The organism is Streptomyces sp. NPDC056361, from assembly GCF_042262805.1.
Classification (GTDB): domain Bacteria; phylum Actinomycetota; class Actinomycetes; order Streptomycetales; family Streptomycetaceae; genus Streptomyces.
On sequence record NZ_JBHJQI010000032.1, the window covers coordinates 1 to 23,918 of the forward strand.

Sequence of the window (23,918 nt, forward strand, 5' to 3'; positions counted from 1 at the left end):
GAGTAGCCCGCGCGGGCTACTCTCCGGACGGGGCATCTACGACTCCCTGAGGTCCACGATCCGCTTGATCTTGCCCACCGAACGTTCCAGCGTCTCCGGGTCGACCACCTCGACGCCGACCGACACCCCGATGCCGTCCTTGACGGCCGCGGTGATGGCCCGGGCCGCCTCCGCACGCTGCGCGGGAGTGGCTTCCGCCCGCGCCTCGGCGCGGACGGTCAGGGCGTCGAGCCGGCCCTCCCGGGTCAGCCGCAGCTGGAAGTGCGGGGCGACCGCCGGGGTGCGGAGGACGATCTCCTCGATCTGGGTGGGGAAGAGGTTCACCCCGCGCAGGATGATCATGTCGTCGCTGCGCCCGGTGACCTTCTCCATCCGCCGGAAGACCCGGGCGGTGCCCGGAAGCAGCCGGGTGAGGTCGCGGGTCCGGTAGCGGATCACCGGCATGGCCTCCTTGGTCAGCGAGGTGAAGACGAGCTCGCCCTCCTCGCCGTCCGGCAGCACCTCGCCCGTGAACGGGTCCACGACCTCCGGGTAGAAGTGGTCCTCCCAGATGTGCAGCCCGTCCTTGGTCTCCACGCACTCCTGCGCCACACCGGGGCCGATCACCTCCGACAGGCCGTATATGTCGACGGCGTCGATCGCGAACCGGTCCTCGATCTCCTTCCGCATCGCCTCCGTCCACGGCTCGGCCCCGAACACGCCCACCTTCAGGGAGGTCGACCGCGGGTCCACCCCCTGGCGCTCGAACTCGTCGAGCAGCGTGAGCATGTAGGACGGGGTCACCATGATGACCTCGGGCCGGAAGTCCTGGATCAGCTGCACCTGCCGGGCCGTCATGCCGCCCGATGCGGGGATGACCGTGCACCCGAGCCGCTCCGCGCCGTAGTGGGCGCCCAGACCGCCGGTGAACAGGCCGTACCCGTACGCCACGTGGACCTTGTGGCCGGGGCGGGCGCCGGCGGCGCGCAGCGAACGGGCCACCACGTCCGCCCAGGTGCCGAGGTCCCGGTCGGTGTAGCCGACGACGGTCGGCCGGCCGGTGGTGCCGCTGGAGGCGTGCACGCGCCGGATCCGGGACTGGTCGACGGCGAACATGCCGAACGGGTAGTGGTCGCGCAGGTCCGCCTTGGCGGTGAACGGGAAGCGGGCGAGGTCGGCGAGCGTACGGCAGTCGTCCGGCGTCACCCCGGCGGCGTCGAAGGAGCGGCGGTAGAAGTCCACGTTCGCGTACGCGTGGCGCAGCGTCGCGCGCAGCCGCTCCAGCTGGAGTGCCGCCAACTCGTCCCGCCCGAGCCGCTCGCCGCTGTCCAGCAGTTCCGTCATGCGCCGCTCCTCCGTTGCCGTAAAACGGACTACCGATCATTCGGTAGATACGTTCCGGGCCAGTTAAACCGCCGACACCCCCGCCTTGGCAAGGGGGTGGCGGAAGTTTTCCCCGCTCACACGGGCCCCCGTACGGCGGAGCGCGTGGGCCGCTCGCGGGACGGCTGCCGCCGCCGGGTGCACCAGCCCGACCGTGCCGCACCCGGAAGCGGAACGCGACGGTGCGTTACGCCTGGGCTCGGAGAGTGACGAAGGGGTCGCGGGGCCCGTCAGAGCACCGGACGTCCGCGGCTCAGCCTCAGCAGGGGCCCGGTCTCCCTGCCCGTGACCTGGTGGCACCGGCGTCCCGTGCCGGGTGAATCCCGTTGCCCGGCCCGGGAGGCGGATGATGGGGTGACCCCCATGTCACCCCAGTACCCGATGTCACCCCGGCATCCGCTCACCGCGCCCGAACTCCGCGACCTGCACGACCGGCAGCTCCGCCGCGAGGCACAACCCGACGGACCGGGCTGCCGGATCGAACGCGAGGGTGACGTCGTGCGCCGGACCGGCCCCGCCCACGCCTGGAACGGCGTCGTCTGGTCCGCGCTCGACGCGGCGGGCGCCGACGGCGCCATCGCCGCCCAGATCGACCACTACCGTGCCGCCGGCCTGCCCTTCGAATGGAAGCTGTCCTCGCACGACACGCCCGCCGACCTCGGCGCCCGCCTCCTCGCCGCCGGGTTCACCGCGGGGGAGCCCGAGACCGTCATGGTCGCCGAGGCCGCCGCCCTGCCCGCGCGGGTAGCGCTCCCCGACGGCGTCGAACTCGTCGACGTCACCGACGAGGCCGGAGTGCGCCAGGTGGTCGAGGTCCACGAACGCGCCTTCGGCACCGACAGCTCCCACCTCGGGCGACAGCTCATCGACCACCTCGCGGCCGACCCGCGCACCGTCACCGCCGTCGTCGCCCTCGCCGACGGACAGCCCGTCAGCGCCGCCCGACTCGAACTCTGCCCCGGCACCGACTTCGCCGGCCTCTGGGGCGGCGGCACCGTCGAAGCCTGGCGGGGCCGGGGCCTCTACCGGGCCCTCGTCGCCCACCGCGCCCGCCTCGCCGCCTCCCGCGGCCACCGCTACGTCCACGTCGACGCGGCGCCCACCAGCCGCCCGATCCTCCAGCGCCTCGGCTTCCTGCCGCTGACGACCACGACGCCGTACACCTACGACGTCCGGCAGGTACCGGTGGTCCGACCGTAGTGACCGCGCGCGGTCGGCCCCCGGGCCGTCAGGCCGTCCAGTGCGCGGGGCGGTCGAAGCCGTCGGGCAGGCGGGTGGAGGCGCTGCCGCGCGCCGAGTTCAGCTGGGGCTGGGTCAGGAAGAGCGCGCCCGTCAGGTCCGCGCCGGACAGGTCGGCGTCCCGCAGGTCGGCGCCGATCAGGTCGGCGAGCGACAGGTCCGCGCCCGTCAGGTCCGCGGCGATGAGGAGGGCGCCGCGCAGGTCGGCGCCCCGGAACCCGGCACCGCGGAGCCGCTTGCCGATCAGGTCGGCGCCGCGCCGGCTCTTCGGCTTCGCGCCGGCCGTGGCGCGGACCAGCTCGCTCGTGCGCAGGAGCAGCGGGTTCACCTCGGCCCGTACGGGTCCCACGTCGAGCTTCTCCAGGTCGGCGGGGGTACCGCGGGTGAGCGCCTCGACGCGGGCGAGGGCCGTGCGGAGTTCGGCGTGGAGCGGGCGGGCGGTCCGGAGCGCCAGGGCTTCGGTGAGGTAGCGCAGCAGCTCGTGGAGCTGGCGCACCACGGGGAACACCTCGTACATCTGCCGGGCGGTCTCGGGTGCCTCCCGCCAGGACACGCCGCCGAAGGTCACCTGGGACACGTGCTGGCCGGCGCCGAAGCAGTCGTACACCGTGCAGCCCTGGAAGCCGCTGGTCCGCAGCCGCGTGTGGATGCCGCAGCGGAAGTCCTCCCGGAGGTTCCGGCAGGGCTCGCCGGACGACTTGTCCACGGCGAAGTCGGCCGACTTGGCGAAGGGCAGCGCCACACAGCAGAGGCCGAAGCAGTTCGCGCAGTCGCCGCGCAGTGCGGATTCCCGGATGTCGGGCACGGGGGAACGGTTCCTTCGCGGTTCGGGGACGGTCCGCCCACCGTATCGCGCGCGCCGTCGTGCTCTGCGCGAAACCGATTGCGACGATGGTCCGGGGCCGGTGAGGATCAGGGGCATGGCCCTCTTCACCACGCACGACGGCACCGTGCTCGCCTATCGGACCCACGGCACGGGGGAGCCGCTCGTGTGCCTGGCCGGCGGGCCGATGCGCGACGCCGAGTACCTCGGCGACCTCGGCGGGCTCGCCGCCCACCGCACCCTGGTCCTGCTCGACGCCCGCGGCACCGGGGCGAGCGCCGAACCCGCCGACCCCGGCACGTACCGGTGCGACCGGCAGGTCGGCGACGTCGAGGCCCTCCGCGCGCACCTCGGCATGGAGCGGATCGACCTCCTCGGCCACTCGGCGGGCGGGAACCTGGCCACCCTGTACGCGGCCGCCCACCCCGAGCGCGTCCGTTCGCTCGTCCTCGTCACCTCGGCCGGCCGGGCGGTCGGCGTCGGCACCACCGACGAGGAGTGGGACGAGGCCGTCACGCTCTTCGCCGACCGGCCGTGGTACCCGGAGGCCCGGGCCGCGCTCGACGCGCTCGGGCCGGACACCCCGCCGTCCCGGGTCCACGAGGTCGCCGCACCCTTCGCCTACGGCCGCTGGGACGCGGCCGCGCGCGAGCACGCCGCCGCCGAGGCCCGGCAGGCGCACTGGGACGCCGCGTCCGCCTACCACGGAGACGGGGCCTACGACCCGGAGCGCACCCGCCGCGACCTCGCCGCGCTCACGGCCCCGGTCCTCGTCCTGGCGGGGGAGTACGACGGGGGCCCGACCCCGGCCAGGGCGGCGGAGGCGGCGGCCTGCTTCCCGCACGCCGAACTCGTCGTCCAGCGGGGCGCCGGCCACTTCCCCTGGGTCGACGACGCCGAAGCCTTCGTCCGTGCGGTCGCCGCCTTCCTCGACCCGGAGGTGCGTACCGTCACCGTCGACGGCGTACGCCTCGCCCACCGGGTCCTCGGCCCCGACGGCGCCCCGCCGGTCGTCCTGGTCCACGGCCGCGGCGAGAACTCCACCACCTGGACGGAGGTCGCCGCCGACCTCGCCGCCGACCACCGCGTGTACGCCGTCGACCTGCGCGGCCACGGCCTCAGCGACCGCCCGGGCCGGTACGGCTTCGACGACTTCCGCGACGAACTGGGCGGCTTCCTCCGCGCCGTCGGCCTCACCGGGGCCACCGTCGTCGCCCACTCGATGGGAGCCGGGGCCGCCTGGCTCCTCGCCCAGCGGGAACCCGGCCTGATCGGCAGGCTCGTCCTGGAGGAACCGCCCGGCTTCGTGCCGCTCGACCCGCCCCGCCCGACCGCCGAACGCCCCGACGGTCCGCTGGACTTCGACTGGGAGATCGTCCCGTCCACCGACGCCCAGCTGAACGCGCCGGACCCCGCCTGGCGCGAGCGGGCGGCCGCGATCACGGCGCCCACCCTCGTCCTCGCCGGCGGCCCGACCAGCCACCTCTCCCAGACGCACCTGTCCGCTCTGGCCGAGGACATCCCCGGAGCCCGCCTCGTCACCGTCGACGCCGGACACCTCGTCCACACCGACCGGCCGGCCGCGTTCCTCGCGGCGGTAAGGGAGTTCGGCCTCGGCTGAGCGCCCCGCGTCCCGGCATCTCCGCGCCCCTGCTTCTCTACGTCCCTGCTTCCTTGCTGTCCCTGCGTCCCGCGTCCCGGCGCGCTAGCCTTCCCCTTCCCCTTCCCCTTCCGCTGGGGCCGGGGCTCACCCGCCGTGCCGCTCCTGCGCGGCCATCACCTCGTCGCCGTGCTCGAAGGCCCACGCGCCGAACGCGTCGATGGGACCGAGCAAGGACCTTCCCAGGGCGGTGAGTTCGTAGGAGACCCGCGGCGGCGGCCCGGCGTCGGCGTGCCGCTCCACCAGGCCGTTGAACTCGAGGCGCCGCAGCGTCTCGGTGAGCACCTTGGAGCTGATGCCCCCGATCCGCCCGCGCAGTTCGCCGTGGCGGCTCGGGCCGCCACGGAGGGACCAGAGCACCACGGAGTTCCAGGTGTTCGCCAGCAGGTCGAACGCGAGCCGGGCGCGGCAGTCGGCGAGGTATCCGTCGGAAGTCACGTACCAGATGGTGCCCGACCCGCTCCCTAATGTCGTTCGAGAGGCCCGGGACGCACCGGGTCCCGGCGAAGGGACGGAACGATGAGGATCGGCGTACTCGGCACGGGGAACATGGCGGACGCCCTCGCCACGCACTGGGTGCGGGCGGGGCACGAGGTGCTCCTCGGAGGCCGCGACCGGCGGAAGGCGCGGGACCTCGCGACGCGGCTCGGCGGCGGCACACGGCACGGGAGCCTGCGCGAGGCCGCCGGCTTCGGCGACGTGGTCCTGGCCGCGCTGCCGTACGGAGCCGGCGCGGAGGTCGTCGCGGAACTCCGCACGCCCCTGACCGGAAAGGCCCTGCTCGACTGCGCCAACCCCGTGGGACCGGGCTTCCGACTCCTCACGGAGGGCGGCGCCTCCGCGGCCCGCCGCCTCGCCGACGCGGCACCCGGCGCGCACGTCGTGAAGGCCTTCAACCTCTGCCACGAGGACGTGTGGCGGATGACCCCTCCCGCCTTCGACGGCCTGCCGCTCGCGGTCCCGGTCTGCGGCGACGACCCGACCGCCCTCGCTCACGTGGCGGAACTGGTACGGGCCACCGGCTGCACACCGCTGACCGCCGGCGGCCTCGACCGTGCGGGCCTCCTGGAGGCCACCGCCGCCCTCTACATCGGCCTCTGGGTCGGCCAAGGCGCGGACGTCCGCGCGATGGCCCCACCCCTCGCGTACGCAACCGGACCCCAGGCCGCCTGAAGCGGGGGTGCGGCGGCGCGAGCGCGCATCGACCGAGGCGCACGTCCCCTTCACGGCGATCCGGTGGCGGTGCCACGGGGCGCGTGGGACGGTGAACGCCACGCGTGGGGCATCGGGGGTCAACACGCGCTAAACGATGGGGAGTTCACGCCATGACAGACGTCGTTTCGGATCTGTACGAGGCCTTGGTCGACGGGTATCTCGTCCAGCCGGAGGCCGGCCAGGCGCCCTACTACGCGGTCGCGGACGCCCTGCGCCGCTACGCCGACTCGATCTGGGACGACGCGGGGGACGCGAACCGACACGTCCAGCGGTTGCTCTCGTCGGGCCGGGGCGAGGCGATGGACGCCTTGGCTCAGCACTGGGACAAGGTCATGAACCAGGACGTCGCCTCCGTCGCGGAGGCGGCGCGGGCGACGGGCGCCACGGCGTACGAGATCGGTGACGTCATCGCCGTGACCAAGGGGCAGGTCACCCAGATCGCGGCCGTGTGCGCCGAGGAGACCGCGGCCGCTCTCGCCGCCGGAGTGGTGACGTTCGGCGCGTCCGAGGCCGCCGTGGTCACCGCCGTGACACAGGCCCAGGTCCAGTCGCGGGCCACCGTCGAGAAGTGCCATCGGCTCGTCTCGTCCGCGCTGGAACGGCTGTTGCGCGAACCGTCCGTGGCCGGCCTCGCAGGCGTCGCCGCCGGCCTCGCGGGAGGTGTCTCGGGTGGCGTCGGGGGCCAGGCCCGTGACGGAGCATCCGACGGGGGGACGGGCCGCGCCTGGGGCAACGACCTCCCCACCGGGCCGGGCGGCACCGGCGCCGAGGGCATCAGCGTCGACCACGCCGAACACGAACGCGCGGCGAGCCGGCTCAGGGAAGTCGCGACCCAGGTCCTCGGCGAGACCGCCGGCCTGCTGTCCGACGCCGCCCGCGAGCACGCCACCGCCGCGGCGAGCGGAGAGCTCGGCGCGGCCGTCGCCGGGGTGCTCGCCCCGGTCCTGGGCGACCTCGCCACCTGCACGACCGCCTTCGGCAACCACCTGAACGGCGCGCTCCCCGAAGGGATCCTGCTGATCTCCGGCAGCCAGCAGGCCACGGACGGCGACAGCAGGCGGCGGATGTCCGAGCTGGACCGCTAGGGGTTGAGGGGCGCGGGCACCGCCCCCGCCCCCGCCCCCGCCAGGTCACGTCACGTCAGGGCGTGTCCGGGGAGGTGTCTGCGGCTATCGCCACCGCGCGGGCCCAGCGGTAGTCCGCTTTGCCGCTGGGGGAGCGCTCGATGCGGTCGGCGAGGACGAGCTGGCGGGGGACCTTGTAGCCGGCGAGGTGGGAGCGGCAGTGGGTCTGGAGGGCGTCGAGGTCCAGTGGCGGGGCGTCCGGGCGGAGTTGGACGACGGCGGCGACGTGGTTGCCCCAGCGGGCGTCGGGGACGCCGGCGACGAGGGCGTCGTAGACGTCGGGGTGGGACTTGAGGGCCTGCTCGACCTCCTCCGGGTAGACCTTCTCGCCGCCGGTGTTGATGCACTGGGAGCCGCGTCCGAGGACGGTGACGACCCCCGCCTCGTCGACCGTCGCCATGTCGCCGAGGAGGACCCAGCGCACGCCGTCGCGCTCGAAGAAGGTCTCGGCGGTCTTGGCGGGGTCGTTGTAGTAGCCGAGCGGGACGTGGCCCCGCTGTGCGAGGCGGCCGGTCTCGCCCGCCGTGACGGGGACGCGGGTCACCGGGTCGACCACCTGGGTGCGTTCGTTGACGTGGAGCCGGAAGCCCTTGGCCGGTCCGGAGTCGTCGGTGGCGCGGCCGTTGGAACCGGACTCGGTGGAGCCGAAGTTGTTGAGCAGCAGCACGTGCGGCATGAGCTCCTGGAGCTGGGCCCGCACGGTGTCGGACATGATCGCCCCGGAGGAGGACAGGCTGAAGAGGGCGGACAGGTCCGTGCCCTTGAGGGGCCCGCGCAGCGCGTCCACGAGCGGGCGCAGCATCGCGTCGCCCACCAGGGAGATGCTGGAGACCTTCTCCTTCTCCAGCGTGCGGAGGACCTCCTCGGGCACGTACTTGCGGTGCAGGACGACCCGCTGGCCGTAGTCGAACGCGATGAACGCGGTGAGGGTGGACGTGCCGTGCATCAGCGGCGGCGCGGGGAAGAACGTGATGCCGGCGCCGCCGGCGGCGACGCGCTCGGCGAGTTCCTCGGGGCGCTTCACGGGCTCGCCCGAGGGGTCGCCGCCGAAGAGGCCCGCGAAGAACAGGTCCTCCTGGCGCCACAGGACGCCCTTGGGCATGCCGGTGGTGCCGCCCGTGTAGATGATGAACAGGTCGTCCGCCGACCGGGGGCCGAAGCCGCGCTCCGGAGAGCCCGCGGCCTCGGCCTCCTCGTACGCCACGCAGTCGAGTGCGGGTGCGTCCTCGAATGCGGCACTGTGCCGCGTGGCAGCTCCCTGAGGGGTGGTGGTCGGGCGACGGGTGGGCGGGGTCCCCACCCGCACGAGGTGCCGCAGCTTCTCCGTCTGCGGCAGCGCCGCCGCGACCCGCTCGGTGAACTCGGCGTCGAAGACGAGCGCGGCGAGATCGGCGTCCCGGTAGAGGTAGACGAGTTCCTCCTCCACGTACCGGTAGTTGACGTTGACCGGCACGATCCTGGCCTTGAGGCAGGCGAGCACGGTCTGGAGGTACTCGACGCCGTTGTACAGGTGGAGGCCGAGGTGCTCACCGGGCCGGATGCCGGCGTCGATGAGGTGGTGGGCGATCCGGTTGGCGGCCGCGTCGAGGTCGGCGTAGGTGAGCCGGCGCTCCTCACCGGTCCCCGGATGGTCGACGTAGACCAGCGCCTCGCGGTCGGGGACCACGTCGACCACCGATTCGAACAGGTCGGCAAGGTTGTACTCCACCGTTCCTCCTGACCCCGGTTCGCGCTCGCTCGCATGGACGTGGCGGTCATTACAGCGCCGACCGGTCACCGGGGGAAGGGGGTGCGCAGAAGAATCTGACTGAGTGTCAGAAAACTATTGAACTGGACCCCCGGCTCCTGCAACCTGTTCCAGAACTGGAGACGGGAGACCCCCATGGGCGGCACCGAACACCTCAGCGTCCGGCGCGAAGGCGCCACGCTCGTCCTCACCTTGAACCGGCCCGACGCCAAGAACGCCCTCTCACTGCCGATGCTCGTCGGCCTCTACGACGGCTGGCTGGAGGCCGACGCCGACGACACCGTCCGCTCGGTCGTCCTCACCGGCGCAGGCGGCGCCTTCTGCGCCGGCATGGACCTCAAGGCCCTCGCCGGCAAGGGCATGGAGGGCGAGCAGTACCGGGACCGACTCAAGGCCGACCCCGACCTGCACTGGAAGGCCATGCTGCGCCACCACCGGCCCCGCAAGCCCGTCATCGCGGCCGTCGAGGGGTACTGCGTCGCCGGCGGCACCGAGATCCTCCAGGGCACCGACATCAGGGTCGCCGCCGCCTCCGCCACCTTCGGCCTCTTCGAGGTCCGGCGCGGCCTCTTCCCCATCGGCGGCTCCACCGTCCGCCTGCCCCGCCAGATCGCCCGCACCCACGCCCTCGAAATGCTCCTCACGGGCCGCCCGTACACCGCCGACGAGGCCGCCCGCATCGGACTCGTCGGCCGCGTCGTGCCCGACGGCACCGCCCTGGACACCGCCCTCGACATCGCCGAACGGATCAACGCCTGCGGTCCGCTGGCCGTCGAGGCCGTCAAGGCGTCCGTGTACGAGACGGCCGAGATGACCGAGACCGAGGGTCTCGCCGCCGAACTCAAGCGCGGCTGGCCGATCTTCGACACGGCGGACGCGAAGGAGGGGGCGAAGGCCTTCGCGGAGAAGCGACCGGCGGTGTACCGCCGGGAGTGACCCGCCGCAGTCCCGCCGCGCTGCGGGGAGTGACCCGCCGCGGCCCCGCCGTGCCGCCGGGAGCAAGCCGCCGAAGTCCCGCCGTACCGCCGGGAGCCCGCCTCCGAGGCCCCGCCGTGCCGGCCGGCAGCCAGTCGCCCGCGTCCCGTCGTACTCCCCGTCCCGTCCGCCATCAAGGAGCCCGCCCATGACCGTCACCCCACCGCCGGACCTCCTCCGCGCCCCCCTCGTCGTCGAGTTCCCGTTCACCCGCTCCCTCGGCCCGGTCCAGTCCGCCTTCCTCACCGGACTGCGCGAGCGGACCCTCCTGGGTGTCCGGGCGGAAGGCGGCCGGATCCTGGTGCCGCCGGTCGAGTACGACCCCGAGACCGCCGCCGAGCTCCGCGAGCTCGTCGAGGTCGGGGCCACCGGCACCGTCACCACCTGGGCGTGGAACCCGGAGCCCCGCCCGGGGCAGCCGCTCGCCACCCCCTTCGCCTGGGTCCTGGTCCGCCTCGACGGCGCGGACACCGCCCTGCTCCACGCCCTGGACGCCCCCGGTCCCGAGGCCGTCCGCACCGGGATGCGCGTCCGGGTCCGATGGGCGGAGGAACGCTCCGGCGCGATCACCGACATCGCCTGCTTCGAACCGCACGAGAGCGCCGGAGGGGGCGACGCGCGCGACCACGACGGGACGTTCGACGACCCCGTCTCGGGAATCGTCGCCCCCGCCCGCCTGGACTACACGTACAGCCCGGGCCGCGCCCAGACCCGCTACCTGCACGCGCTCGCCGAGCGCCGCACCGTCGGCGAACGCTGCCCGTCGTGCGCGAAGGTGTACGTGCCGCCCCGCGGCGCCTGCCCCACCTGCGGGGTGGCCACCACCGACCGGGTCGAGGTCGGCCCGCGTGGCACGGTCACCACGTTCTGCATCGTCAACATCAAGGCGAAGAACCTCGACATCGACGTCCCGTACGTCTACGCCCACATCGCCCTCGACGGTGCCGGTCTCGCCCTCCACGGCCGCATCGCCGGCATCCCCTACGACCAGGTGCGGATGGGCCTGCGCGTCGAGCCCGTGTGGAGCGACGACGGCCGCTACCCCGACCACTACCGGCCCTGCGGAGAACCCGACGCCGACTACGACACGTACAAGGAGCTGCTGTGACGCCGGACCGAGAGGTGGCCATCGTCGCCTTCGCGCAGAGCGACCACCTGCGCCGCACGGACGACCTCTCCGAGGTCGAGATGGTCATGCCCGTCCTGCACGAGGTGCTCCGGCAGACCGGACTGAAGACGGCCGACATCGGCTTCACCTGCTCCGGCTCCTCCGACTACCTGGCCGGACGCGCCTTCTCCTTCACGATGGCCCTCGACGGCGTCGGCGCGTGGCCGCCGATCTCCGAGTCCCACGTGGAGACCGACGGCGCCTGGGCGCTGTACGAGGCCTGGGTGAAACTGCTGACCGGCGAGGCCGACACCGCGCTCGTCTACTCCTACGGCAAGTCCTCGCCCGGGTCCGTCCGCGACGTCCTCACCCGCCAGCTCGACCCGTACTACCTGGCCCCGCTCTGGCCCGACTCCGTCGCCCTCGCCGCCCTCCAGGCACAGGCGCTCGTCGACGCCGGCGCCACCGACGAACCCGCACTCGCGGCCATCGCCGCCCGCAGCCGCGAGGACGCGCGGGCCAACCCGCACGCCCAACTGCCCGGCGCCCGCCCCCAGGGCGAGTACGTCGTGCACCCCCTCCGCACCGGCGACTGCCCGCCGATCGGCGACGGCGCCGCCGCCGTGATCCTCGCCGCCGGGGACCGCGCCCGCGAACTCTGCGCCCGCCCCGCCTGGATCCGGGGCATGGACCACCGCATCGAAGCGCACTCCCTCGGCGTGCGCGACCTCACCGACTCGCCCTCCACCCGCCTCGCCGCCCAACGCGCCGGAGCGTTCGACCGGCCCGTCGACACGGCCGAACTCCACGCGCCCTTCAGCGCGCAGGAGGTCGTCCTCACCCGGGCGCTCGGCCTCGGCGACGACGTCCGCGTCAACCCCTCCGGCGGCGCCCTCGCCGCCAACCCCGTGATGGCCGCGGGGCTCCTCAGACTCGGCGAGGCCGCCGCCCGCATCCACCGGGGCGAGTCCGACCGGGCCCTCGCCCACGCCACCTCCGGCCCCTGCCTCCAGCAGAACCTGGTCGCCGTCCTGGAAGGGGACCCCCGTGCCTAAAGAGCCCGTCGCCGTCGTCGGCATCGGCCAGACCAAGCACGTCGCCGCCCGCCGTGACGTGTCCCTCGCCGGACTCGTCCGCGAGGCCGCCGTCCGCGCCCTCGCCGACGCGGAACTCACCTGGGCGGACATCGACGCCGTCGTCATCGGCAAGGCCCCCGACTTCTTCGAGGGCGTGATGATGCCGGAGCTGTACCTCGCCGACGCGCTCGGCGCGGTCGGCAAACCCATGCTCCGGGTGCACACGGCGGGCTCGGTCGGCGGCTCCACCGCCCTCGTCGCCGCCAACCTGGTCTCCGCACGCGTCCACCGGACCGTCCTCACCCTCGCGTTCGAGAAGCAGTCCGAGTCCAACGCCATGTGGGGCCTCTCCCTGCCCGTCCCCTTCCAGCAGCCGCTGCTCGCGGGCGCCGGCGGCTTCTTCGCCCCGCACGTCCGGGCCTACATGCGCCGCACCGGCGCCCCCGACACGATCGGCTCCCTCGTCGCGTACAAGGACCGGCGCAACGCCCTCAAGAACCCGTACGCCCACCTCCACGAGCACGACCTCACCCTGGAGCAGGTGCAGGCCTCCCCGATGCTCTGGGACCCCATCCGCTACTCCGAGACCTGCCCGTCCTCCGACGGGGCCTGCGCGATGATCCTCACCGACCGTACGGGCGCCGCCCGTTCACCGCGCCCGCCCGCCTGGGTGCACGGCGGCGCGATGCGCAGCGAGCCCACCCTCTTCGCAGGCAAGGACTTCGTCTCCCCGAGGGCCGGCCGGGACTGTGCCGCCGACGTGTACCGCCAGGCCGGCGTCACCGACCCCCGGCGCGAGATCGACGCCGTCGAGATGTACGTGCCGTTCTCCTGGTACGAACCGATGTGGCTGGAGAACCTGGGCTTCGCCGCCGAGGGCGAGGGGTGGAAGCTCACCGAGGCCGGCGTCACCGAACTCGACGGCGACCTCCCCGTGAACCCCTCGGGCGGCGTGCTCTCCACCAACCCCATCGGCGCCTCCGGCATGATCCGCTTCGCCGAGGCCGCCCTCCAGGTACGCGGCGCGGCGGGCGAGCACCAGGTCGACGGCGCCCGCCGGGCACTCGGCCACGCCTACGGGGGCGGCGCCCAGTTCTTCTCGATGTGGCTGGTCGGGGACACCCCGCCCGCCACCTGAGCAAAGGCGCCGGGGGCGCCTACGCTGGCGGTCATGACAGCGGAACGCGATCTGACCCGGCTCCTCGCCGGGATGCGGCCGGACCTCGACCCCGGCCGGTACGTCTTCACCACGGTGGACGGCCCCGCCCCGGCCGGGGTCGCCCCGGTGGTCACCGTCACCGAGCCCGAGGGCCTCACCCTCGTCGTACGCCAGGAGGAGGCGGACGCCGCCGGCCTCGCGTACGACTACGTGGCGGGCCGGATCACCCTGCGGATCCACTCCGCGCTCGACGCCGTCGGACTGACGGCCGCCGTCGCGGGCGCACTCGCCGAGGCGGGCATGAGCTGCAACGTGGTGGCCGGATTCCACCACGACCACCTGTTCGTCGAACGTGCCCGGGCCGAGGAGGCGTTGACCGTTCTGCACCGACTCGCGGAGCGGTCGGGAAGCTTCCCCGATTGACCGTTGCACACCGTGCCAACCGGCGTACGCTGGGGCTTTCGCGGGGCCACCCGCCGGGCGCCGCCCCTCGTGCACCCGGCGTACGCCCTTGGTGTGGGGGTGGAACGTGGCACGTCAGGGCGGCCGACCGGCCCGTCAGGGATTCGGCCTCTTCGAACGCGAGACGGCGCTCACCGCGGCCGAGGACGCGCTGGACCTCCTCACCGGCCTGGCCGACGACCCGCCCTGGCCCGACCCCGTCCCCGCGCCCCGAGGCGCCCGCGGCCCCCACCTCGTCGCCGTCCCCGACACCCCCGCCGCCCACGACGACGCCACCCCGGGCGACGGCGGCCCGCGGACGGACGACGGGACACCGCGGGACACCGAGGCACTCCGGGGCTCCCACCCCGCCCCGGACGGCAGTGCCCCGGCGGACACCGCCCGCCACCCCGCCGACCTGGCACCCGACCGGCCCCGTGCCGCCCGGCGCGGCGGCATCCTCGCCTACGCCGCGCCCGCCGGACTCGGCAAGACCACCCTGCTCGCCGAGATCCGCCGCCGCGCGGCGGCCCGCGGCTGCACCGTCCTCTCCGCACGCGGCGGCGACCGGGAACAGCGCGTCGCCTTCCACGTCGCCCGGCAGCTCCTCCAGCCCCAGCTCGCCCACGCCACCGACACCGAACTCCGCGAACGACTCGGCTCCTGGTACGACATCGTCGGCCCCGCCCTCGGACTGCGCGCCGCGGCCGACGGCTCCCCGCCCGACCCGCAGGGCCTGCGGGACGGACTCGACTGGGTCCTGACCCACCTCGCCGTGCGCCGCGCCCCGCTGGTCGTGGTCGTCGACGACGCCCACTGGGCCGACCCCGAGTCCCTCGGCTGGCTCGCCGCCTTCGCGCCGCGCGCCGAAGAGCTCCCCATGCTCCTCGTCGTCGCCTACCGCCCCGACGAACTCCCCGACGAGGGTTCGGAGTTCACCGGACACCGGTCCGGCCGGCGCCCGCTGGGCCTGGCTCCGCTCACCTTCGACGCCATCGCGAGCCTCGTCCGCGACCGGGTCGGCGCCCACGCCGACGACGCGTTCTGCCGCGAATGCTGGACGGTCACCTCCGGCAACCCCTTCGAGGCGGTCGAACTCGCCGCCAAGGTCCGCGACCACGGCCTGGAACCCACCGCGGGCGGCGCCCACGAACTCCGCGACCTCGCCGCCGCCCTCAAGGGCAGCGGCCTCGTCACCCGCCTCGAACGACTCGGCCCCGCGACCGTCCGCCTCGCCTGGGCCTGCGCCGTCCTCGGCACCGAGATCTCCCCGCAGCTCGCCGGATCCGTCGCCGGCCTCGGCGGCGAAGCGGTCGCCGACTGCGCCGAGCGGCTGCGCGAAGCCCGCGTCCTCGCCGAGACCGACGACCCCGACGACCCGCTCGAATTCGTCCACCCCCTCATCGCCACCACCGTCTACCGCTCCATCCCCGCCGCCACCCGCGTCGCCCTGCACGGCCAGGCCGCCTGGTGCGTCGTCGACGCCGGACTCGGCCCCACCGCCGCCGCCCGGCACCTCCTGGAGACCCACCCCGAGGGCGACCCGTGGGTCGTCGGCCGGCTCCGTGCCGCCGCCGGCGAGAACCTCCGCGCCGGCGCGCCCGACGCGGCCCGCCGCTTCCTCGCCCGCGCCCTGCGCGAGCCCCCCGCCGCCGACGACCGGGCCGCCGTCCTCTTCGAACTCGGCTGCGCGTCCCTCCTCACCGAACCCGCCACCACCGTCAACCACCTGCGGGCCGCCCTGGAGGAGCCCGTCGCCGACCCGGCGCTCCGCCACGGCATCGTCTACCGCCTGTCGCAGGTCCTCGCCCACAGCGACCGCCTCGTCGAGGCGTCCGAGCTCCTCGGCCGCGAGGCCCGGCAGACCACCGACGCCCGCAGCAGGCTCCGCATGCAGGCCGAGAAGTTCATGTGGGACGCCTTCCGCGCCGACGAACCCGAGTCACCGGCACGCTCCCGCCGCCTCACCGCCCTCGCCGACCGGCTCACCGGCCGCGACCTCACCGAGCGGTACATCATCGGCCTGCGCGCCTGGGACGCCACGCTCCGCGCCGAACCCTCCGCCGTCGCCGTCGGGCACGCCGAGCGCGCCCTGGAAGGCGGCCTCAGCTGGGCGGACGAGAGCCGCGGCTTCGAGGTCCCGGTCCTCACCGCCCTCACCTTCCTCTACGCCGACCGCCCCGGCCGCGCCGAGGAGCTCTTCGCCGCCGGCACCGCCGAGTTCGAGCGCCAGGGCTGGCGCGGCGCCCACCTCTCCTTCGCGTACACCCTGCTCGGCTACATCCGCTACCGCCGCGGCCGGCTCGTCGAGGCCGAGGACTTCGTGCGGGCCGGACTGCGCCTGTCCGAACGCGTCGGAGCGCGCACCCCCGCCCAGTGGTACGCGGTCGGCGTCATGATCGAGGTGCTCCTCGCCCGCGGCCGCGTCGACGAGGCCGCCCGCATCGCCGACGCGCACGACTTCGGCGAGCCGTTCCCCGCCGCCGTCACCTTCCCCGACTCCCAGACCGTCCACGCGGAACTGCTGCTCGCCCGGGGACGCACCGAGGAGGCCGCCGCCGAGCTGGCCGCCGTCGGCCGCCGGCTCGACCCGCGGGGCATGCGCAACCCCGCCTGGTGCCCCTGGCAGCTCCACCTGGCCGTCGCCGAGGCCGCCACGACCCCGGTGACCGCCCGTAGGACCGCCGAGGACGCCGTCGCCCGCGCCCGCCAGTACGGTGCGCCCTCCGCGACCGGCTCGGCGCTCCGGGTCACCGCCGAGGTCTCCGAGCCCTCCGCGCGCGTGAAGCTCCTGGAGGAGTCCGTCGACTGGCTCGACCAGTCGCCCGCCGCGTACGAGCTGGCCCGCTCCCTCGTCGCGCTCGGCGCCGCCCTGCGCCGCACCGAACGCGCCGGTGAGGCCGCCGAGCACCTGTACCGGGGCCTGGAGGCCGCCCAGGACTGCGGCGCCGACGGCCTCGTCGAGGAGGCGCGCGCCGAGCTCGCGGCCGCCGGACTGCGCCCGCGCCCGCTCCACCCCGCGGGCACGGACACGCTCACCGCGCGTGAGCGGGCCGCCGCCGAGCTCACCCTCCGCGACCGGGACGCGGCCGTCGTCCTCGGCGTCGACGCCGCCGCCGTCGGCCGGCTGCTCTCGGCCGTCTACCGCAAGCTCGGCACCGACCGCACCGGCCTCGCCCAGGCCCTCCGGAAGGCGGACCGGGAGCCCCGGGAGCCCGGGGCGGAGGGCTGACCGCCCCGTGCCGCCCGGCGCGTCGCATCCCGCGCCGGGACACGTACCATGGCCGTATGTCCTTCCTCCGCCGCCGCAGCGCCGCCACACCCGCGGGCCCGGACTTCGATGTCCTGGCCATGGATCCGGGAGACTGGCCCGGCAATCTCGGCGCCGGTCTGCTGCCCGCCCCCGACGGTTCCTGTCAGGGCGTGTTCCTCCGGTACGACCTCTTCGGCGGCCGCGGCCCCGCGATGATCATCGGCAACCTGCCCGAGGGGTCGCCGGCGCGCGAGCTGGCCGACGGGCAGATCCCCTTCGAGGTGGCCCAGCTCCTCGCCGCCCTGGAGAACGACGAGCCGGTCGAGGTGCTCGACACCGAGGACGTCCCCGTCATGCAGGGCGACAACCTCCTCATCGTGCGGCGGCTCAAGCTCTCCGAGAGCCGCATCTCCTGCGTCCAGTTCGACCGCAGCGACAACGTCCTCGTGACGATCGCCAGTTGGGACCGGCCGATCACCGACGACCTGTACGCGCTGCTCAAGCCGCTGCCCGCCGAGCTGTTCCAGCAGGGCTGACGGGGGAGCGGGGGCCGATGAGCGCGCGCGTCGACAGCTGGATCTGGGCGGTCCGACTCACCAAGACCCGCTCCCAGTCCGCCGCGGCCTGCCGGGCCGGGCACGTGAAGGTCAACGGCGAACGGGCCAAGCCCGCGCAGCCGGTGAAGCCCGGCGACGAGGTCAGGATCTTCCACGGCGGCCGGGAGCGGATCGTCGAGGTCAAGGAGCTCCACACCAAGCGCGTCGGCCCGCCCGTCGCCGCCGAGGCGTTCGTGGACAACAGCCCGCCCCCGCCGCCGCGCGAGCACGTCGCCGTCGCGGCCGTCCGCGACCGGGGCGCCGGCCGCCCCACCAAGCGCGACCGCCGCGAGCTCGACGAACTCCGCGGCCGACGCGCCTGAACCGCCGCACCGAAGGCCTCCGGGAACCCTCCCGGAGGCCTTCGGCGTCTCTCAGCGCGCCCCCGTGCCGAGCAGATCGGAGATCCGCGCCGCCGAGGTGCCGATTCCCGAGGGCCCGCGCCGCAGCAGCGCGCTGCCGCTTCCCGCGCGCAGGTCCTCCGCGCCGTACCGGCGTACCGTGCGGTGCCAGTGGAGGACACCGGCGAGCCAGTCCTCCAGCTCCCGCAGATACGCCTCGAACGCCGCCCGCTGCGTCGTGTCGAGCCCGAAGTCCTCGTACAGAAGCGGCACTTCACGCTGCTTCAGGTGCTCGTACTGGCGCAGCCTGCCCTGCATCAGGTCGGCGACCATCGCCACCGCCGTCGGATAGTCGCAGTCGAAGAACTTCTGGAGCACCAGCACGCCGTTGTGCACCTCGCCCTCGACCTCGATCTCCTTCTGGTACGAGAAGAGGTCGTTGATCAGGGCTCCGTAGTCCATCACCGCGTTCTCCAGGCTGCGGACCGTGCCCGACCGGAAGAGCTCCGGGGGCAGCGCCGCGTCCTGCCGCAGCCGGCACAGCAGCATGGTCAGCTCGGACCCGAAGGTGCTGCGCCGCATCTCGACGTAGTCGACCGGGTCGGGAACCCGGTGCTGCACCACGTTGTGCATCTCCCACATCCAGCTGTCGAGCATCGCGTCGAGCGCCGCCCGCAGCCGCTCCCGCGCTTCCGGGGCCATGGGGGCGGCGGTCCGCTCCCAGACGTCCGCGAGCGAGCGCTCCAGCGGGTTCGCCGCGCGGGCCGCGCCGGCCGAGGGCTCGTCGAGCCGCATGCACGCCTTGAGCCGGTCCGTCTGCTCCTTCGCGCCGGTCAGCGAGCCCGTACGCCCGAAGAAGGCCGGGTAGTAGTCGTCGGCGTACGTGCCCCAGGTGAGCCAGTCGGCGCTGAGCTCCAGCTGCTCGGGGGACGCGTCCGGGTCGAGGCCCGCCGCGCACAGCGCGAGGTCGAAGCCCTCCGCCGCCGGCCGGTCCCACAGGTCGTCGAGGAGCCCCATCCGCTCGGCCCAGTCCACCGTGTGCCGCGCCGCCTCCGGGTGGTGGGGGTTGAGCGTGAGGGGGTACGGCAGGTCGAGCTCGGGCAGCAGCGACGGGCCCACGTGCTGGTGCGGCGGGTGGGTGAACGCCCGGTGCCGCGCGGCGGCCGGACGCCCGAACAGGGTCCGGATGTCGAGCGCGGAGGTGCCGAGGACCCCGTCGAGCCGCGAAGGCCCGGCGACCATGCCCTCGTTCATGTACCGGCTGGAGCGCATGTGCCACTCGTGGCCGCCGGACTGCCAGTCCTGGAGCCCCTTCGCGTACGCCGCCACGGCCGCGCACTCGGCCGGGCCCAGCCCCTGCTCGGCGGCGAGCAGCGGCACCTCGGTCAGCGCGGTGTTCTCGAACTGCTGGACGCGCGAGGTCAGCAGGTCGTTGACCGCGTTCGCCGCCTCCTGCGTCGTGCAGCCGAGGAACCGTTCCAGGACCAGGACGCCGTTGCTGTTCTCGCCCTCCTCCTCCACCTCGCGCTGGTACGAGAAGAGGTCGTTGCGCAGGTGCACGGCGTCCGAGAAGGAATCCCTGAGCACCCGGAGCGGCCGTGAGTACGCCACCTGGGCGGGGACCTCGGCACCCGCCGCGTACTCGACGAGTCCGGCCGACCAGGGAGCGCCGCCCACCTTGCGGCGCATCTCGATGTACTCCAGAGGGTTGGCGACCCGCCCGTCGTTGATGTTGTCGAGCTCCCAGAGCGACTCGTAGAGCAGGTGCTCCGTCGCCTCCGCGAACCGGACGCGCCACCCCTCGGACATCGACGGCACCGTCCGCCGCCAGAGGTCCGCGAGGCCCGCCTCCACGGGGTTGGTCGGCTCGGGCATGCCGGTCGCCGGGTCCGCCGGCATGAACATCGGCAGCCGGTCCAGATAGGCCTTGCTGCCCGCCCGGTCCTGGGTGCGCTTGAACACCTCCAGGAAGTGGTCGTCGAAGAAGAAGACCCACGTGTACCAGTCGGTGACGAGGTCGAGGGCCTCGCCGTCGCAGTCGGGGTGGGTGTACGAGCAGAGCAGCGCGTAGTCGTGCGATTCGAGGTCGTGCTCCTCCCAGACGCCCGAGCCCTCCAGCATCCCCATCGCGCGCGCCCACTCACGCGTGTGCGTGCGGGCGGCCTCCACATGGGGATTGAGCCGCGCCGGATACGGAACATAGAAATCCGGCATAACGAAGGGCTGAGGCATGTGCGGAGGGGCCTTCCGGTGAGCGGGGTCGCTGTGCGGGCCCAGCCTTACCCGTCGCCCGGACGGCGCACGCGATCTCCCGAATAGTCGTATGAACGCCGAAGGGGTGGTGCCGGACCGCCCGTCCGACACCACCCCTCACCTTTCGGCCAAGCCCCCGTCAGCCCTGGGAAACCCGCACGTCAGCGGCCTTCACGAAGGCGACCCGATGGCCGAACTGGATCTCGTAGTACTCCTCCTGGCCCCGGACGACCCGGTGGTCCGTCGGGTCGAACACCGGCGCGAAGTAGTACTCGCCCGGCGTCCGGCCGCCCACCACGTACCGCTGCCCGGCGAGCAGCTTGTACGGCAGCGGCGACACCGACTGCACCGGCACGCCCGCCGGGTACGCCGACGCCTCCGGGTACGCCCGCCCGTAGACCGGCACCTCGGCGAGACCCTCCCGAGGGGTCAGGACCTTCCCCCGCGCGTTCACCGCCGTCGGCTCCTGCCGCGGATTGTGGAACCAGGCCTTCTGCCCGAGGTACCAGATCGCCGTCCAGTCCCCCCGGCGCTCCGCCACCGCGAAGCTCTGCCCCGTGGAGGCGCGCGCCCCGGTGTCGTTGACCCCGGTGGTCGAGTCCTGCCCGCCCGGCCGCAGACCGACGTCCTTCACGAGGGGGGCGTCGGCGCTCGGCGCGGTGTGCAGGCGCACCGCCCCGCTGCCGTGCGGCGCGCATGCCTCTCCCGCCGTCACGCAGCCCGTGTAGACGGGCTGGTGGGCGCTGTAGTCCGGCCGGATCGTGACGACGCCCGCGTGCGGACCGGCGCTCGGCGTGATCGGACGGCCGAGCAGCTTGAAGTAGTGCGCCCAGTCCCAGTACGGACCCGGATCCGTGTGCATGCCCCGGATCGTGGACGTCACGGTGCCGGGCACGTTGTCGTGCCCCAGGACGTGCTGCCGGTCGAGCGGGATGTCGTACCGGTCGGCGAGGTACCGGACCAGGCGCGCCGACGTCCGGTACATCGCCTCCGTGTACCAGGAGTCGGGCGAGGTGAGGAAGCCCTCGTGCTCCAGCCCCACCGACTTGGCGTTCACGAACCAGTTGCCCGCGTGCCAGCCGACGTCCTTCAGCGGGAGGTGCTGCGCGACGTGCCCGTCGGAGGAGCGCAGCGAGTACTGCCACGACACGTACGTCGGATCCTGCACCAGCTTCAGGGTGACGTCCCAGGTGGCCTCGGTGTCGTGGATCACGATGTAGTCGATCGACTGGGACGCCGGCCGGTTCGCCTTGTCGTGGTTCCCGTAGTCCCCGTCCCCGAACTCCTCGTACGGCGCGGGGATCCACTCGCAGGCCACCGAACGCGGGCACTCCACGGGACCGCCGGCCGGCCGCCGCAGCCCCAGGCGGTCCACCTGCTCCGTGGCGGGCGCGACCCCGGGGGCGGCGGCGAGCGTCACCACCTGGCCGCTGTCCGTCGTCCGCGACTCCCCGGTCCGGATCACGTCGAACACGTCGTTCGCGTACGCGGCCGCCGTCGCCGAGTCGTCGGCACCGGAGTACGCCGCCACCGCCCCGTACCAGTCCGCCGGATCCGTGCCGGCCGGCAGGCCCGACTCCCGCTGGGCGGCCGCGAGGAGCGCCGCTCCGCCCTCGATGTTCGCGGCCGTACTGGTCCGCAGCTCCTCCGCCGGGATCCCCGACAGCGCGGACGCCCGCTCCAGGGTCCGCAGCCGGTCCGGCAGCCGCTCCGGGGACGGCACCTCCGCCGCCGCGCCCGAACGGACCGCCCGCGAGGCGTCCCCGCGCGCGTCCTCCTCCTCACCGGAGTGGTGCGGGGCGGCCCCGGCCAGCGCCGTCACGGCGTCCGTCAGGTGCATCGGCCCGTACCCGGCGGTCACACTGGGCGCGCCACCGTGCGCGTCCCACCGCGACTGGAGGTACGAGACGGCGAGCAGCACGCTCTCCGGCACCCCGTGGCGCGCGGCCGCCCGCGCGAACTGCCCCTGGAGGACACCCGCCTCGGGGACGTCGGCACCCGCCTGCGGCGCGGCGGACAGCAGGGGAAGCAGCAGGGCGGCGGACGCCACGGCGCCCACCGCCCTCGGTACCCGGCGCGGTGGCGTACGTCTGCGGGACACGGAACGGAGCAAGGCAGCCTCCAGGGGCGTGGGGTGACACGGGGGCGTGCGGGACCGAACCCGTACAGGGGTATCGGGTCCCGGACGATCCGTCAATCACGCCTGCGCGCACGGAAGTTCCCACGTCAGAGCGGGAATGGAGGCCAGGTGGCGGAGTTTCGCGGAGACGGGTCCCGGGCCTGGGACGCGTCAGTGGAGTGGACCAATGACCGAAGGCCCGGCCCGCCCGTCACTCCGGACGAGCCGGTGCGCCGCGTCCCGGTGTGTCGGCACCGGGCGCACGGCGCACCCCCCGTTTCGTCGGTCGGGCCCTTCAGCGCGTCCCGACCGCCGCGCGCACGGCCCGCCGTGCCATGGCGCAGTCGTCGTGCAGCCGCCTCAGGAGCAGCCGCTGTTCCTCACCGGGGGCGAGCGCCCCCGAGGGCACCGGCACGGAACCGGCCGGCGGGGCCTCCTTCATCGTCCGCTGCACCGCCGTCTCGTAGGTGCGGATCTCCCGCGTCAGCACGATCATCAGGTTCACCAGGAAGGCGTCCCGGGACGCCGGTCCCGCCTGCTGGGCGAGCTGACTGATCTGGCGCCGGGCCAGCGGCGCGTCACCGAGCACCGCCCACAGCGTCGCCAGGTCGTAGCCGGGCAGGTACCAGCCCGCGTGCTCCCAGTCGACGAGGACCGGACCGGCCGGGGAGAGCAGGATGTTGGAGAGCAGGGCGTCACCGTGACAGAACTGCCCCATGCCCTGCCGACCGCCCGCGTGCGCCAGACCGTGCAGCAGCTTCTGCAGGTCGTCCCGGTCCCGGTCGGTGAAGAGACCGAGCTCGTGGTAGCGCGCGATCCGGGTGCCGTAGTCCAGCGGGGCGTCGAACGTCCCGGCCGGCGGGCGCCAGGCGTTGAGCCGGGCGACCGCGCCGAGCGCGGCCCGCACGTCGGCCCGGGGCGGCGCCTCCACGGGGTGGCGCGACAGCGCCGCCGCCCGCCCGGGCATCCGCTCGATCACCAGCGTGCAGTTCTCCGGGTCCGCCGCGATCAGCCGCGGCGCCCGCACCGGCGGACGGTGGCGGACGAAGGAGCGGTAGGACGCTATCTCGTGCTGGAACCGCTCGACCCACGCGGGGGAGTGGTCCAGTAAACACTTCGCGACCGCCGTGGTCCGCCCGGTCGTCCCGACGATGAGTACGGAACGTCCGCTGCGCCGCAGCACCTGCACCGGGTTGAACTCCGGGCAGATCCGGTGGACCGAGGCGATCGCCATCTTCAGCTGCGCCCCCTGGGGGCCGGACAGATCGATTCTCCCGCTGACCGGCTGCGTACCGGTGCCGCCCGCCCAGCGCCTGGGCCGGACGGCCTGGGTCACGGGGGCGAGGTACGGACCGGCGCCGGCGGGGACGATGCGGTGCTGCGGCCGGGGCGGTGCGGACACGGAGGACGATGCTGTGTACATGGGT

19 protein-coding genes are annotated in these 23,918 nt (G+C 74.1%); 12 read left to right on the plus strand and 7 right to left on the minus strand.

The window, feature by feature from the left end:
- Positions 1 to 36 precede the first annotated feature (36 nt).
- Positions 37 to 1,323: a phenylacetate--CoA ligase PaaK gene (gene paaK, locus ACFCY7_RS13150; protein WP_376484027.1), complete on the minus strand. Its 1,287-nt coding sequence runs from the start codon at positions 1,321 to 1,323 to the stop codon at positions 37 to 39.
- A 402-nt stretch (positions 1,324 to 1,725) separates the two neighbouring features.
- On the opposite strand from paaK, the gene ACFCY7_RS13155 reads away from it, so the two are divergent.
- Complete coding sequence (locus tag ACFCY7_RS13155; protein ID WP_376484029.1) at positions 1,726 to 2,562, plus strand: GNAT family N-acetyltransferase; 837 nt, start codon at positions 1,726 to 1,728, stop codon at positions 2,560 to 2,562.
- A gap of 28 nt (positions 2,563 to 2,590) precedes the next feature.
- Here the strand turns inward: ACFCY7_RS13155 and ACFCY7_RS13160 are convergent, their stop codons facing one another.
- The gene (locus ACFCY7_RS13160) at positions 2,591 to 3,406 is read right to left on the minus strand and encodes a pentapeptide repeat-containing protein (protein ID WP_376484031.1); all 816 of its coding nucleotides are present in this window, start codon (positions 3,404 to 3,406) and stop codon (positions 2,591 to 2,593) included.
- Positions 3,407 to 3,521: 115 nt separating this feature from the next.
- On the opposite strand from ACFCY7_RS13160, the gene ACFCY7_RS13165 reads away from it, so the two are divergent.
- Positions 3,522 to 5,045 (plus strand): alpha/beta fold hydrolase, encoded by a 1,524-nt coding sequence (locus tag ACFCY7_RS13165; RefSeq protein WP_376484033.1) that lies wholly within the window; start codon positions 3,522 to 3,524, stop codon positions 5,043 to 5,045.
- A gap of 126 nt (positions 5,046 to 5,171) precedes the next feature.
- On the opposite strand, the gene ACFCY7_RS13170 is transcribed toward ACFCY7_RS13165, so the two are convergent.
- Positions 5,172 to 5,522: a winged helix-turn-helix transcriptional regulator gene (locus ACFCY7_RS13170; RefSeq protein ID WP_376484035.1), complete on the minus strand. Its 351-nt coding sequence runs from the start codon at positions 5,520 to 5,522 to the stop codon at positions 5,172 to 5,174.
- 81 nt (positions 5,523 to 5,603) lie between these two features.
- On the opposite strand from ACFCY7_RS13170, the gene ACFCY7_RS13175 reads away from it, so the two are divergent.
- Positions 5,604 to 6,257: an NADPH-dependent F420 reductase gene (locus ACFCY7_RS13175; RefSeq protein WP_376484036.1), complete on the plus strand. Its 654-nt coding sequence runs from the start codon at positions 5,604 to 5,606 to the stop codon at positions 6,255 to 6,257.
- A gap of 152 nt (positions 6,258 to 6,409) precedes the next feature.
- A complete protein-coding gene (locus tag ACFCY7_RS13180; protein ID WP_376484038.1) occupies positions 6,410 to 7,384 on the plus strand; it encodes a hypothetical protein in 975 nt (324 codons plus the stop codon).
- A 55-nt stretch (positions 7,385 to 7,439) separates the two neighbouring features.
- Here ACFCY7_RS13180 and ACFCY7_RS13185 read toward each other — a convergent pair whose 3' ends face one another.
- Positions 7,440 to 9,131, minus strand: a complete 1,692-nt coding sequence (locus tag ACFCY7_RS13185) for an acyl-CoA synthetase (RefSeq protein ID WP_376484040.1) — start codon at positions 9,129 to 9,131, stop codon at positions 7,440 to 7,442.
- 174 nt (positions 9,132 to 9,305) lie between these two features.
- On the opposite strand from ACFCY7_RS13185, the gene ACFCY7_RS13190 reads away from it, so the two are divergent.
- From ACFCY7_RS13190 to ACFCY7_RS13225, 8 genes are all read left to right on the plus strand, one after another.
- Positions 9,306 to 10,106 carry a crotonase/enoyl-CoA hydratase family protein gene (locus ACFCY7_RS13190; protein ID WP_376484042.1) on the plus strand — a complete coding sequence of 267 codons (801 nt, stop codon included), beginning with the start codon at positions 9,306 to 9,308 and terminating at the stop codon, positions 10,104 to 10,106.
- 187 nt (positions 10,107 to 10,293) lie between these two features.
- Positions 10,294 to 11,253 carry a Zn-ribbon domain-containing OB-fold protein gene (locus ACFCY7_RS13195; RefSeq protein ID WP_376484043.1) on the plus strand — a complete coding sequence of 320 codons (960 nt, stop codon included), beginning with the start codon at positions 10,294 to 10,296 and terminating at the stop codon, positions 11,251 to 11,253.
- Complete coding sequence (locus ACFCY7_RS13200; RefSeq protein ID WP_376484044.1) at positions 11,250 to 12,308, plus strand: thiolase domain-containing protein; 1,059 nt, start codon at positions 11,250 to 11,252, stop codon at positions 12,306 to 12,308. The genes ACFCY7_RS13195 and ACFCY7_RS13200 overlap by 4 nt, the downstream gene beginning before the upstream one ends.
- On the plus strand, positions 12,301 to 13,467 hold the full coding sequence (locus tag ACFCY7_RS13205; RefSeq protein WP_376484046.1) for a thiolase domain-containing protein: 1,167 nt from the start codon (positions 12,301 to 12,303) through the stop codon (positions 13,465 to 13,467). Before ACFCY7_RS13200 ends, ACFCY7_RS13205 begins: the two co-directional genes overlap by 8 nt.
- Before the next feature lie 33 nt (positions 13,468 to 13,500).
- Positions 13,501 to 13,911: an ACT domain-containing protein gene (locus ACFCY7_RS13210; RefSeq protein ID WP_376484048.1), complete on the plus strand. Its 411-nt coding sequence runs from the start codon at positions 13,501 to 13,503 to the stop codon at positions 13,909 to 13,911.
- A gap of 436 nt (positions 13,912 to 14,347) precedes the next feature.
- On the plus strand, positions 14,348 to 17,161 hold the full coding sequence (locus ACFCY7_RS13215; protein ID WP_376484140.1) for an AAA family ATPase: 2,814 nt from the start codon (positions 14,348 to 14,350) through the stop codon (positions 17,159 to 17,161).
- 56 nt (positions 17,162 to 17,217) lie between these two features.
- The gene (locus ACFCY7_RS13220; protein ID WP_024757478.1) at positions 17,218 to 17,718 is read left to right on the plus strand and encodes a hypothetical protein; all 501 of its coding nucleotides are present in this window, start codon (positions 17,218 to 17,220) and stop codon (positions 17,716 to 17,718) included.
- Between the two features lie 17 nt (positions 17,719 to 17,735).
- Positions 17,736 to 18,101, plus strand: a complete 366-nt coding sequence (locus tag ACFCY7_RS13225) for an RNA-binding S4 domain-containing protein (protein WP_367826459.1) — start codon at positions 17,736 to 17,738, stop codon at positions 18,099 to 18,101.
- A 51-nt stretch (positions 18,102 to 18,152) separates the two neighbouring features.
- On the opposite strand, the gene ACFCY7_RS13230 is transcribed toward ACFCY7_RS13225, so the two are convergent.
- The 3 genes from ACFCY7_RS13230 to ACFCY7_RS13240 all read right to left on the minus strand — a co-directional run bounded on the left by ACFCY7_RS13230 (position 18,153) and on the right by ACFCY7_RS13240 (position 23,914).
- A complete protein-coding gene (locus tag ACFCY7_RS13230) occupies positions 18,153 to 20,351 on the minus strand; it encodes a germacradienol/geosmin synthase (protein ID WP_376484051.1) in 2,199 nt (732 codons plus the stop codon).
- Between the two features lie 160 nt (positions 20,352 to 20,511).
- Positions 20,512 to 22,431, minus strand: coding sequence for an N-acetylmuramoyl-L-alanine amidase (locus ACFCY7_RS13235; protein WP_376484053.1), 1,920 nt, complete (start codon positions 22,429 to 22,431; stop codon positions 20,512 to 20,514).
- A 355-nt stretch (positions 22,432 to 22,786) separates the two neighbouring features.
- On the minus strand, positions 22,787 to 23,914 hold the full coding sequence (locus tag ACFCY7_RS13240) for an aminoglycoside phosphotransferase family protein (RefSeq protein WP_376484055.1): 1,128 nt from the start codon (positions 23,912 to 23,914) through the stop codon (positions 22,787 to 22,789).
- Between the last annotated feature and the right edge of the window lie 4 nt (positions 23,915 to 23,918).

Bases quoted from the DNA above. Each gene is read 5' to 3' on its own strand.
- paaK (WP_376484027.1), bottom strand. From the start codon at position 1,323: ATGACGGAACTGCTGGACAGCGGCGAGCGGCTCGGGCGGGACGAGTTG.
- ACFCY7_RS13155 (WP_376484029.1), top strand. From the start codon at position 1,726: ATGTCACCCCAGTACCCGATGTCACCCCGGCATCCGCTCACCGCGCCC.
- ACFCY7_RS13165 (WP_376484033.1), top strand. From the start codon at position 3,522: ATGGCCCTCTTCACCACGCACGACGGCACCGTGCTCGCCTATCGGACC.
- ACFCY7_RS13175 (WP_376484036.1), top strand. From the start codon at position 5,604: ATGAGGATCGGCGTACTCGGCACGGGGAACATGGCGGACGCCCTCGCC.
- ACFCY7_RS13180 (WP_376484038.1), top strand. From the start codon at position 6,410: ATGACAGACGTCGTTTCGGATCTGTACGAGGCCTTGGTCGACGGGTAT.
- ACFCY7_RS13190 (WP_376484042.1), top strand. From the start codon at position 9,306: ATGGGCGGCACCGAACACCTCAGCGTCCGGCGCGAAGGCGCCACGCTC.
- ACFCY7_RS13195 (WP_376484043.1), top strand. From the start codon at position 10,294: ATGACCGTCACCCCACCGCCGGACCTCCTCCGCGCCCCCCTCGTCGTC.
- ACFCY7_RS13210 (WP_376484048.1), top strand. From the start codon at position 13,501: ATGACAGCGGAACGCGATCTGACCCGGCTCCTCGCCGGGATGCGGCCG.
- ACFCY7_RS13220 (WP_024757478.1), top strand. From the start codon at position 17,218: ATGTCCTTCCTCCGCCGCCGCAGCGCCGCCACACCCGCGGGCCCGGAC.
- ACFCY7_RS13225 (WP_367826459.1), top strand. From the start codon at position 17,736: ATGAGCGCGCGCGTCGACAGCTGGATCTGGGCGGTCCGACTCACCAAG.
- ACFCY7_RS13230 (WP_376484051.1), bottom strand. From the start codon at position 20,351: ATGCCTCAGCCCTTCGTTATGCCGGATTTCTATGTTCCGTATCCGGCG.
- ACFCY7_RS13240 (WP_376484055.1), bottom strand. From the start codon at position 23,914: ATGTACACAGCATCGTCCTCCGTGTCCGCACCGCCCCGGCCGCAGCAC.